Below are 10,697 nucleotides of genomic sequence, written 5' to 3'. Positions count from 1 at the left end.
GCCCCTGAGCCCCGCACCTGACCCCTCCCGCCGGCGCCCGGCACCCGCAGTAAGGACCGCGACAATGGATGATCGGAGAAACTTCCTGAAGAAAGCCGGGCTGCTCGCCGCGGGCCTGCAGCTCCAGGCCTGCGCCAGCCCCGGCAGCGCCCCCGCGGCGCTCGCCAGCCCAAGCCGGGACGCCGGCCCCGAACGCTGGCGCCAGGTCCGCGAGCAGTTCGACGTGGACCCGCGCTACACCCACCTGGCCGGTTTCCTCATCACCTCCCACCCCCGGGTGGTACGCGAGGAGATCGAGCGCCACCGCCGGCGCATCGACTTCAACCCGGCCGAGGAAATGGACTACCGCAACATCTGGCGCCACGAGGATGCCAGCCGCGCCTGGGCCGCCCGCTACCTGGGGGTGGAGCTGCCGCAGATCGCCCTCACCGGCAGCACCACCGAGGGCATCGGCCTGGTCTACAACGGCATCGCCATCCGCCCCGGCCAGGAAGTGCTGACCACCGAGCACGAGCACTACGCCACCAAGGGCGCGCTGCAGTTCCGCGCGGAAAAGGACGGCACGCCGATCCGCACCATCCGCCTGTTCCGTGATCCCCATACGGTGTCGGTGGACGAGGTGCTAGGCACCCTGAAGGCCAACCTGCGCCCCAGCACCCGCGTGCTGGCCCTGACCTGGGTCCACTCCGGCAGCGGCGTGAAGCTGCCCATCGGACAGATCGGCGCGCTGGTGGCGGAACACAACCGGGACCGCGCACCGGCCGAGCGCATCCTTTTCTGCGTGGACGGCGTGCACGGCTTCGGCGTGGAGAACGCGTCCTTCGCCGAGCTGAACTGCGACTTCTTCATGGCCGGCACCCACAAGTGGATGTTCGGCCCGCGCGGCACGGGGATCATCTGCTCCCGCACGCCGCAGCTGGAGAACCTCAGCCCCACCATCGAGAGTTTCTCCGCCAGCGAGGACTTCGGCACCAGCATGACCCCCGGCGGCTACCACACCTTCGAGCACCAGTGGGCGCTGGGCAAGGCTTTCGAGTTTCACCTGGGCCTGGGCAAGGCCGACGTGCAGGCGCGCATCCACCAGCTCAACGGCGAACTCAAGGCGCACCTGCGCGGCGTGCCGGGCCTGCGCCTGGTCACCCCCGACAGCCCGGAACTCTCCGCCGGCTTCACCTTCTTCCGCATCGACGGTGCCGACCCGGAGCGGATCGCCGCCTACCTCAAGGCGAACCGGGTCATCGCCGACGCCACGGACCGTGACGTCGGCCCGCTGGTGCGCACCGCCCCCGGCCTGCTGAACGACAGCGACCAGCTGCAACGGGTGGCCGACCTCCTGCGCCAGGGCGGTTTCCACGCCTGACACCGCGCTAAATTCGCGCGCCCATCGCTCGTCACTCCCAGCAGAAGCGCCGGCCCCGCCCGGCGCCCGCCCCGCTCCACGACCTCCCGTCGCTCCCGAGGAAGCCCCATGACCGCACAACCCCGCAGCGCCGTCCGCGAACTCCTGAGCATCCTCAAACCGTTCTGGCCGATGGTGACGCTGTCGGTGCTGCTGGGCATCGTCGGCGGCCTCAGCGTCACGGCACTGCTGGCCACCATCAACCAGGGGCTGCACAGCGCGGACGGGCTGGGCCGGGGCCTGGTGCTGGCGTTCGCCCTGCTGTGCATCCTGGCGCTGGCCAGCAGCATCGTCTCGGACATCGGTAGCAACTACGTCGGCCAGAAGATCATCGCCAGCCTGCGCAAGGAACTGGGCGCCAAGGTGCTCTCGGCGCCCATCGAGCAGATCGAGCGCTACCGCACCCACCGGCTGATCCCGGTGCTCACCCATGACGTCGATACCATCAGCGACTTCGCCTTCGCCTTCGCCCCCCTGGCCATTTCCCTGACCGTGGTGCTGGGCTGCGTCGGCTACCTGGCGGTGCTGTCCTGGCCGATGTTCCTGGTCACCGTGCTGGCCATCGGCATCGGCTCGCTGGTGCAGTACATCGCCCGCAACAAGGGCATCCAGGGCTTCTACGCCGCGCGGGATGCCGAGGACGAGCTGCAGAAGCACTACCAGGCAGTGGCCGAGGGCGCCAAGGAACTGCGCATCCACCGCCCGCGGCGCCATGACATGTACACCCGCAAGATCCAGGGTACCGCCGACCGCATCTGCGACACTCACGTGCGCTCCATCAACATCTTCGTGATCGCCAAGAGCCTCGGTTCGATGCTGTTCTTCGTGGTCATCGGCGTCGCCCTGGGCCTGCAGGCCCTCTGGCCCAACCACGACCCCCAGGTGATGAGCGGCTTCGTGCTGATCCTGCTGTACATGAAGGGGCCGCTGGAGAACCTCATCGGCAACCTGCCCATCGTCAGCCGCGCGCAGATCGCCTTCCGCCGCATCGCCGACCTCTCGGCGCGCTTCTCCTCCCCCGAGCCGCACCTGCTGCTGACCGCCGAGGATGCCGGCGACCGGCGGATCCAGCGCCTGGAGTTGCGCGACGTGCAATACGCCTTCCCGCCCGTGGAAGGCGGCGAGGCGTTCCGCCTGGGCCCGGTGAACCTGGACATCCGCCCCGGCGAGATTCTCTTCATCGTGGGCGAGAACGGCTGCGGCAAGACCACCCTGATCAAGCTGCTGCTGGGGCTCTACGCACCGCAGCAGGGCGAGGTGCGGGTGGACGGCGAGCCGGTAGTGGCCAGCAACCGCGACGACTACCGCCAACTGTTCACCACGGTGTTCGCCGACTACTACCTGTTCGACGAGCTGGCCCAGGGCGAGCGTCCGCTGCCCGCCGATGCCGGCCAGTACCTGGAACGCCTGGAGATCGCCCACAAGGTGAGCATCCGCGACGGCGCCTTCACCACCACCGACCTGTCCACCGGCCAGCGCAAGCGCCTGGCCCTGGTCAACGCCTGGCTGGACGGTCGCCCGGTGCTGGTGTTCGACGAATGGGCGGCGGACCAGGACCCCACCTTCCGCCGGGTCTTCTACACCGAGCTGCTGCCGGACCTGAAGCGCCTGGGCAAGACCATCATCGTCATCTCCCACGACGACCGTTACTTCCACATCGCCGACCAGCTGGTGCGCATGGAGCGCGGCCGCGTGGTGGCCACCCCCGCCCACGCCGAGCTGGAAGCCATCGGCTGACATCGCCCTCACCCGACACGGAGTTCCCATGCCTGCGCTACGCCCCCTCGCCGCCCTCCTGCTGCTCGCCGGCGCCCGCCTCGCCTGCGCCGCCACCCCGGATACCCCAGGCCAGGTGTTCCGCGACTGCAAGGAGTGCCCGGAAATGGTGGTGGTCCCGGCCGGCCGGTTCGTCATGGGCGCGCCGGAAAGCGAGGTGGGCCGCGAGCCGGACGAAGGCCCGCCGCACGAGGTGGCCTTCGCCAGGCCCTTCGCCGTCGGCAAGTTCCAGGTGCTGGCCGGGGAATGGGAGGCCTACCGCCGCGCCAGTGGGGCGCACATCGGCGACGGCGACCCCAAGGACGCCCCGCAGTGCAAGGCCGGCCGGCCCGCCTACAAGCAGTCGCCCCGCCAGCCGGCGGTCTGCATGGACTGGGAGGAAGCGCGCGGCTACGTCGCCTGGCTGGCGCGCACCACCGGCAAGCCCTACCGCCTGCTCAGCGAGGCCGAGCGGGAATACGCCGCCCGGGCCGGCAGCGAGGGCCCCTTCCCGTTCCCCTTCGATGCCGAGGGCAGCTACGACATCGCCCGCCACGCCAACACCTACGGGGCGGCCGACGGCTACAACTACACCTCGCCGGCCGGCGCCTTTCCGGCCAATGCCTTCGGCCTCCACGACCTGCACGGCAATGTCTGGGAATGGGTGGAGGATTGCGTCAACCGCAGCTACGACGGCGCCCCGGCGGATGGCAGCGCCTGGCTCAGCGGCGAGTGCGACCTGCGCATGATCCGAGGCAACGACTGGAGCAGCGCGCCGGTGTTCTCCCGCTCCGCCAACCGCAACCACACCATCCCCGAAGACCGCGCCGACTGGCTCGGCTTCCGCGTCGCCCGCGACCTCTGAAGACCCGCGCCGGTGCCCCCCGCGCACCGGCCGCCCGCCGCTAAATCCGCCCCGCAACGCTTCGTCTACCCAGACATACGCAATGTGCCCCCGTTTTCCTGCGAGTAGTGGACATGACCCTGACGAGCGACATCAGCGACGACGATCTGCTGGCCCTGCTGGCCGCCGACCAGGCCGAGGCCGACGAGCGAATCCGCCCCCAGGCCACCGACCTGCCCGCCCCGCTCTCCCATGCCCAGCAGCGCCTGTGGTTCCTGCAGCAGTACGACCCGCTGGACGCCGCCTACAACCTGCCGCGCCTGCTTCACCTGCGCGGCCCGCTGGACCCCGCGCACCTGGTGGCCGCCCTGCAGAAGCTGGTGGACCGCCACGCCATTCTGCGCACCCGCTTCGTCGACGCCGATGACGGCCCCCGGCAGCTGGCCGTCGACAGCCTGCGTGTGCACGTACCGGTGGTGGACCTCGCCGACCTCGACGATCAGGCTCGCACCACGCGCCTGGACGCCGCCCTGGCCGAGGAAGCCGCGCGTCCGTTCGACCTGACCCAGCCGGGGCAGCTGCGCGCCTGCCTGTTCCGCCTGGCCGACGATGTCCACGCCCTGCTGATCACCCTGCATCACATCGTCACCGACGCCTGGTCCAACCCGATCCTGCTGGCCGACCTGAGCGCCGCGCTGCGCCTGGCCGGCAGCGCCACCCCGGACGCGCCGCTGCCGCCCCTGCCGATCCAGTACGCCGACTACGCCCGCTGGGAACGCGACCCCCAGCGCCGCCACGACGCCTCCCTGGCCTACTGGCGAGGCTACCTGGGCGAGCACCTGCCGCCTCTGGAACTGCCCACCGATTTCCCGCGCCGCCTGGACGACCCGCGCCCCGCCGGGCACCACCGCGTGCGCCTGGAGGCGGAACTGGTGGCGACCCTGCAACGTCAGGCAGCGGCCCAGGGCGGGACGCCATTCATTCCATTGCTGGCCGCCTGGCAACTGCTGCTGAGCCGCTACAGCGGCCAGGACAGCTTCGCCGTGGGCGTGCCCTACGCCAACCGCCAGCGTCCGGAGACCCAGGGCCTGGTGGGGTGCTTCATGAGCACCCAGCTGTACCGCGCCCGCCTGGAGCCGGGCCTGACCGCGGGTGCTCTGCTGGCGCGGCTGCGGGAGGAGTCCCTGGCTGCCCTCGAGCACGCCGACGTGCCCTTCGAGCAACTGCTGGAAGGCTTCGACGTGGAACGTACCGCCAGCGCCACGCCGCTGTTCCAGACCCTCTTCAACTGGCAGGTGCACGCCGGCGGCGCGGCGACCGCGCTGCCCGGCCTGCAGGTGAGCCTGGAGGAAGGCGAATCGGCCCAGGCCAAGTTCGACTTGTCTCTAGACGTGGCCGCCACCGCCGAAGGCGTCGAGGCGGTGCTGGAATACAACGCCGCGCTGTACCGTCCAGACACCGTCGAACGCATCGCCCGCCACTGGCTGCAACTGCTGCAAGCGCTCCTGGCACAGCCGGACAGCCGCCTGGACGCCCTGCCGCTGCTGGACGACAGCGAGCGCGAGCGCATGCTGGTGCAGTGGAACCGGCGCGCTGACGACTACCCGGACGCCACCTGCGTGCACCGCTTGTTCGAGGCCCGTGCTGCGGAACGGCCGGAGGCCCTCGCCCTGTCCCTGGGCGAGCGGCACCTCAGCTACAGCGAACTGAACGCCTGGGCCAACCGCCTGGCCCACCTCCTGCGGGAGCGTGGCGTCGGGCCCGACACCGTGGTGGGGATCGCTGTGGAGCGCTCCCTGGAAATGGTGGTGGGCCTGCTGGCGGTGCTCAAGGCCGGCGGCGCCTACGTGCCCCTGGACCCGGCCTACCCGTCCGAGCGCCTGGGCTGGATGATCGAGGACAGCGGCATGGCCCTGGTACTGACCCAGGCCGCGTTGCAGCCACGCCTGCCGCTGCCGGCGGGCCTTCCCTGGCTCTGCCTGACGGCGGATGGCGCCGACCTGGCGGAGCGGTCCGCGGCGAACCTGGAAGGCACGCCGGACCCGCGCAACCTCGCCTACGTGATGTTCACCTCCGGCTCCACCGGCCGCCCCAAGGGCGTCGGGATCGAGCACCGGGCGCTGACCCGTCACACCCGGGTCTCGGTGGAGTTCTTCGACCTGCGCCCGGACGACCGTGTCCTGCAGTTCTCCACCTTCAATTTCGATGGCTTCGTCGAGCAGCTCTACCCGGCGCTGACCCTAGGCGCCTCGGTGGTGCTGCGCGGACCGGAACTGTGGGACAGCGAGACCTTCCACGCCACCCTGCTGGCCGAATCCATCAGCGTGGTGGATGTCACCACCGCCTACTGGTTCATGCTCGCCCGGGACTTCGCCGCGGCCGGCCCGCGGCCCATGGGCCGCCTGCGTCAGGTGCATGCCGGCGGCGAGGCGATGCCCGTGGAAGGGCTGGCCCTGTGGCGCCGCGCCGGCCTGGTCGGGGTACGCCTGCTCAACACCTACGGCCCCACCGAAGCCACGGTCACGGTGACCTGTCACGACTGCACCGATTACGTCAGCGGCACCCGCCCGTTGCCCGCCCACTTGCCGATCGGCCACGTCCTGCCCGGCCGCGCCATTCACATCCTCGACGCCGGGTTGCAGCCGGCGCCCCTCGGCGTGACCGGCGAACTGGTGATCGGCGGCGACCTGCTGGCCCGCGGCTACTTCGGCCGCCCGGGCCTGAGCGCCGAGCGTTTCGTCCCGGACCCGTTCGGCGCCCAGCCCGGCGGACGCCTGTACCGCACCGGCGACCTGGCCCGCTACCGGGAAGACGGCGGTATCGAATACGTCGGCCGCATCGACCACCAGGTGAAGATCCGCGGATTCCGCATCGAACTGGGGGAGATCGAGGCGCGCCTGCTGGAGCAGCCAGAGGTCCGCGAGGCCCTGGTGGTGGCCCTGGGCGAACCGGGGCGTCTGCAACTGGCCGCCTACCTGGCGCCCACCGACGCCCGCCTGCTGGAAGACGGCGAAGCCCTCGCCGCCTGGCGTGCCACGCTGCAGGAGCGCCTGCGCCAGGCGCTGCCGGACTACATGGTGCCCACCCACCTGATGGCGCTGCCGCGCTTGCCGCTGTCGCCCAACGGCAAGCTGGACCGCAAGGCGCTGCCCGCGCCGGACCTGCGCGACATCCAGGCCGCCCACCGCGCGCCCCTGAGCGAGACCCAGCGCCAGGTGGCGGCGATCTGGCAGGACGTGCTGCAGCTGGAGCGCGTCGGCCTGGATGACGACTTCTTCAGCCTCGGCGGCCATTCGCTGCTGGCCACCCAGGTGATCAGCCGGCTGCGTCAGCGGCTGGCCTGCGACGTGCCGTTGCGCGCCCTGTTCGAGCGGCCGCGCCTGGAAGACTTCGTCGAACGGGTCGAGCAGGCGCGCGGGGACGATTCGCCGCCGCTGCGGCCGATCCCCCGCGAGGGCGCGCTGCCGCTGTCCTACGCACAGCTGCGCCAGTGGTTCCTGTGGAAACTCGACCCGCAGAGTGCCGCCTACGGCATTCCCCTGGCGCTGCGCCTGCAGGGCGCCCTGGACCTGGACGCCCTGCAACGGGCGTTCGCCGCCCTGGTGGAGCGTCACGAAATCCTGCGCACCCGTTACCTGGAGCAGGACGGCGAGGTGATCCAGCGGATCGAGGCGCCCGGTGTGCTGGAGCCGGCCATGGAAGTCCTGCCCCTGGCCGCCGGGACGCCGGTGACCCCGCTGATCGAGCAGGCCGCCGGGCGTCCGTTCGACCTGCAACGCGAAGCGCCCCTGCGCCTGACCCTGGCGCGTCTGGCCCCCGATGAACATGTGCTCATCGCAGTGCTGCACCACATCGCCTTCGACGGCGGCTCGGTGCCGGTGATGGTGGACGAACTGACCCGCCTCTACGCCGCCCAGTGCAACGGCGTCCCGGCGGCGCTGCCGGCCCTGCCGGTGCAGTACGCGGACTACGCGGCCTGGCAGCGGGATTGGATGGCCCGCGGCGAATCCCGACGCCAGCTGGCCTACTGGCAGGCCCGCCTGGGGGATCGCCACCCGCCCCTGGACCTGCCGCTGGACCGGCCGCGCCACGCCCTGGTCACCCGCGACGGCGCCTCCCTCAACCTGGAGCTGCCTCTGCCCCTGGCCCGCGCCCTGCGGCGCCTCGCCCAGGCCGAGCACACCACCTTGTTCACCGTGCTGCTGGCCGCCTTCCAGGCGCTGCTGTACCGCTATACCGGTCAACTGGACATCCGCGTCGGCGTGCCCACCGCCAACCGCAACCGGCTGGAGACCGAGGGCCTGATCGGCCTGTTCGTCAACACCCTGGTGCTGCGCGCGGAGATCCGTCCGGACGAACCATTTCAAACCTTCCTCGAGCGGGTCAAGGCGGACACCCTGGCCGCCCAGGCCCACCAGGACCTGCCGTTCGAACAGTTGGTGGAAGCGCTGCAGCCGGAGCGGGACCTGGGCCATACGCCGCTGTTCCAGGTGATGTACAACCACCGCAGTGAAGACGCCGGCGACCCGGCGACGCTGCCGGGCCTGCGGATCGAGGCGCTGGAGGCGGAGAACCCCAGCGCCAAGTTCGAGCTGATGCTCAGTACCTTCGAGGCGGGCGAGGCCCTGGCGGCCAGCTTCAGCTACGCCAAGGAACTGTTCGACGGCGCCACCATAGAGCGCCTGGCGGAGCACTGGCTGACCTTGCTGCAGGCCGTCACCGAGGCACCGGGACGCCCCCTGGTGGACCTGCCGCTGCTGGATGAGACGCGGGCCGCCGAGCAATTGCAGCGCTGGAACCCTCACAGGGCATCCGCCGCCGATGGCGCCAGCCTGCAACGCCGTATCGAAGCCATGGCCCAACGCGCTCCCGACGCCATCGCCGTGAGCCACGAGGCGCGCACGCTCACCTACGCGGCCCTCAACCGCGACGCCAACCGCCTGGCGCACCGTCTGCGCGCCCTGGGCGCCGGGCCGGAGGTGCTGGTGGGCGTCGCCCTGGAGCGCTCGCCGGAGCTGATCGTCGCCCTGCTGGCGGTGCTCAAGAGTGGCGCCGCCTACCTGCCCCTGGACCCCGACTACCCGGCCGAACGCCTGCAGTACATGGTGGAGGACAGCGGCCTGGCGCTGCTGCTGACCCGCGCCGAGCTGCTGGCCGGCTGGCCGGCCTTGCCCGACCGGGTCCGCCCGCTGTGCCTGGATGACGACCCGGCGCTGGCGGCCGCCCCGGACCACGATCTCGAGCAGGACAGCGCAGCGGACGCCCTCACCTACGTCATCTACACCTCCGGCTCCACCGGGCGGCCGAAAGGCGCGCAGATGACCCAGCGCAACGTCACCCGGCTGTTCGACGCCACCGATGCCTGGTTCGGCTTCGGCGAACGGGACGTGTGGACCCTGTTCCACTCCTTCGCCTTCGATTTCTCGGTCTGGGAAATCTTCGGCGCGCTGCTCCACGGCGGGCGCCTGGTGATCGTGCCCTACGCTGTCAGCCGCTCGCCCGAGGCCTTCGCCACGCTGCTGCAGCGGGAAGGCGTGACCGTGCTCAACCAGACCCCGTCGGCGTTCCGTCCGCTGATGCGCACCCTCTGCGCGGCCGAGCCGCGCCCGGACCTGGCCCTGCGCTACGTGGTGTTTGGCGGCGAAGCCCTGGAAACCGACAGCCTCGCGCCCTGGTTCGAGCGTTTCGGCGACCGGGCGCCGCAGCTGATCAACATGTACGGCATCACCGAGACCACCGTGCACGTCACCTACCGACCGCTGCGCCGGCAGGACCTGGGGTCGACGCTGCGCAGCCCCATCGGCGAAGCGATCCCCGACCTGGGCTGGTACCTGCTGGACCCCGGCCTGCGACCGGTGGCGCCCGGCTGCGTGGGCGAGCTCTACGTGGGCGGCCCGGGGTTGTCCCGTGGCTACCGGGGGCGGCCGGGCCTGAGCGCCGAGCGCTTCGTCCCCTCGCCCTTCCCCGGCGAGCCGGGTGCGCGCCTGTACCGCACCGGCGACCTGGCGCGCTGCCGCGCCGATGGCGAGTTCGACTACATCGGCCGCAACGACCACCAGGTGAAGATCCGCGGCTTCCGCATCGAACTGGGCGAGATCGAGGCACGCCTGGAAACCCACGACCAGGTCCGGGAAGCGCGGGTGCTGCCCCTGGACGGCGCCGAGCAACTGGCGGGCTACCTGGTGCCGGCGGATGCCGGCCTGCTGAACGCCGATGCGGGCGCCCAGCACGCCCTGCGCGAAACCCTCCGTGCCCACCTGCTGGAGCGCCTGCCCGAGTACATGGTGCCGGCGCACCTGGTGCTGCTGCCGGCGCTGCCGCTGACCGCCAACGGCAAGCTGGACCGCCGCGCCCTGCCGACCCCGAACACAGGCCCGGCGCGGCAATGGACTGCCCCGCAGACCCCGTTGCAAGGCCAGTTGGCGGCCCTCTGGGCCCAGGCGCTGCAAGTGGAACGGGTCGGCCTGCATGACAACTTCTTCGAGCTGGGCGGCCATTCGCTGCAGCTGATCAGCGTCATCGCCCGCATCCGCGACGAGGTGGGCATCGAGGTGCCGGTGAAGGAGTTCTACTTGCGCGGCTCTATCGAACGCCTCGCCGCATGGATCGAGGAACACCGCGCCGCGGCCCCGGCCGACGACGAGCTGGCGCTGATCCTCGACGCATTCGCCGAACTGGAGGAAACCCATGTCTGAAGCC

Annotated in this window: 4 protein-coding genes; all 4 read left to right on the top strand. The window is 71.0% G+C overall.

What is annotated here, in order from left to right:
* Positions 1 to 64: 64 nt before the first annotated feature.
* The 4 genes from pvdN (at position 65) to FM069_RS20765 (ending at position 10,693) form a co-directional block, all read left to right on the top strand.
* On the top strand, positions 65 to 1,360 hold the full coding sequence (pvdN, locus tag FM069_RS20780) for a pyoverdine-tailoring periplasmic protein PvdN (protein ID WP_143490320.1): 1,296 nt from the start codon (positions 65 to 67) through the stop codon (positions 1,358 to 1,360).
* A 108-nt stretch (positions 1,361 to 1,468) separates the two neighbouring features.
* Positions 1,469 to 3,136, top strand: coding sequence for a cyclic peptide export ABC transporter (locus FM069_RS20775; RefSeq protein ID WP_143490319.1), 1,668 nt, complete (start codon positions 1,469 to 1,471; stop codon positions 3,134 to 3,136).
* A gap of 28 nt (positions 3,137 to 3,164) precedes the next feature.
* Positions 3,165 to 4,019, top strand: a complete 855-nt coding sequence (locus FM069_RS20770; RefSeq protein WP_143490318.1) for a formylglycine-generating enzyme family protein — start codon at positions 3,165 to 3,167, stop codon at positions 4,017 to 4,019.
* 113 nt (positions 4,020 to 4,132) lie between these two features.
* Entirely contained in the window at positions 4,133 to 10,693 is a 6,561-nt protein-coding gene (locus tag FM069_RS20765; RefSeq protein WP_143490317.1) for a non-ribosomal peptide synthetase, read from the top strand.
* Positions 10,694 to 10,697 lie beyond the last annotated feature (4 nt).

Origin of the sequence: Pseudomonas mangiferae, from assembly GCF_007109405.1 — a bacterium.
Classification (GTDB): domain Bacteria; phylum Pseudomonadota; class Gammaproteobacteria; order Pseudomonadales; family Pseudomonadaceae; genus Pseudomonas_T; species Pseudomonas_T mangiferae.
The sequence above is the reverse complement of the archived record's forward strand: the minus strand, read 5'-3'. Positions and strand labels throughout refer to the sequence as shown.